Origin of the sequence: Sphingopyxis sp. MC1 (assembly GCF_000371385.1) — a bacterium.
Lineage (GTDB): Bacteria > Pseudomonadota > Alphaproteobacteria > Sphingomonadales > Sphingomonadaceae > Sphingopyxis > Sphingopyxis terrae.
In genome coordinates this window covers 1-706 of the sequence record NZ_AOUN01000013.1, presented here as the reverse complement: position 1 = coordinate 706, position 706 = coordinate 1, and the positions used below count along the sequence as shown (strand labels likewise).

The following is a 706-nucleotide window of genomic DNA, read 5'->3' as shown; positions in this document are numbered from 1 at the left end:
ACTCCACATGGTGCGCAATCTTGCCCCGATAGACCGGGTTAGAAAGTATCTTGTATAACTGGCCGCGCGAGAATTTTCCGCCGCCCGTTTCTCGACCTGAGAGAGCTATCCGCCGTGGCAACCGTATCTGCTTTCGATCCAGTTCATACTCGAGCAATCGCACGTTCCCGGTTTCCACATAGCGCTCAAAAATCTCGACGATCAGCTTGGCGTGGGCATCGACGATCTTCAGGCTACGTCCGGCAGGCTCGTAACCCAAAGGGGGATTTCCGCCCATCCACATTCCCTTGGCCTTAGAAGCTGCAATCTTGTCGCGAATTCGCTCTGCGGTGATTTCCCTTTCGAACTGGGCAAAAGACAGGAGCATGTTGAGCGTTAAACGTCCCATACTCGTCGTCGTGTTGAACGATTGCGTGACCGATACGAAGCTGGCTTCAGACGCCTCCAGCACCTCGACAAGCTTCGCAAAATCCAGCAGCGAGCGTGTAAGCCGATCAATCTTGTGGACAACCACGATGTCCACCCTTTTCGCTTTTACGTCTGCCAGAAGTGCCTGCAGCGCGGGCCTCTCGAGAGACCCGCCAGAAAACCCACCGTCATCATAGCAGCGCGGTATCAATACCCAGCCATCGGCCGCCTGACTCTTGATATATGCAGTGCAGGCCTCGCGCTGCGCGTCGAGCGTGTCAAACGGCGTTCAAAAGGG

Annotated in this window: 1 protein-coding gene; it reads right to left on the bottom strand. The window is 55.5% G+C overall.

Annotated elements, in window-relative coordinates:
- On the bottom strand, nt 1–649 hold a 649-nt coding region (locus tag EBMC1_RS13875), incomplete at its 3' end, for a recombinase family protein (protein WP_231292933.1).
- Nucleotides 650–706: the final 57 nt, after the last annotated feature.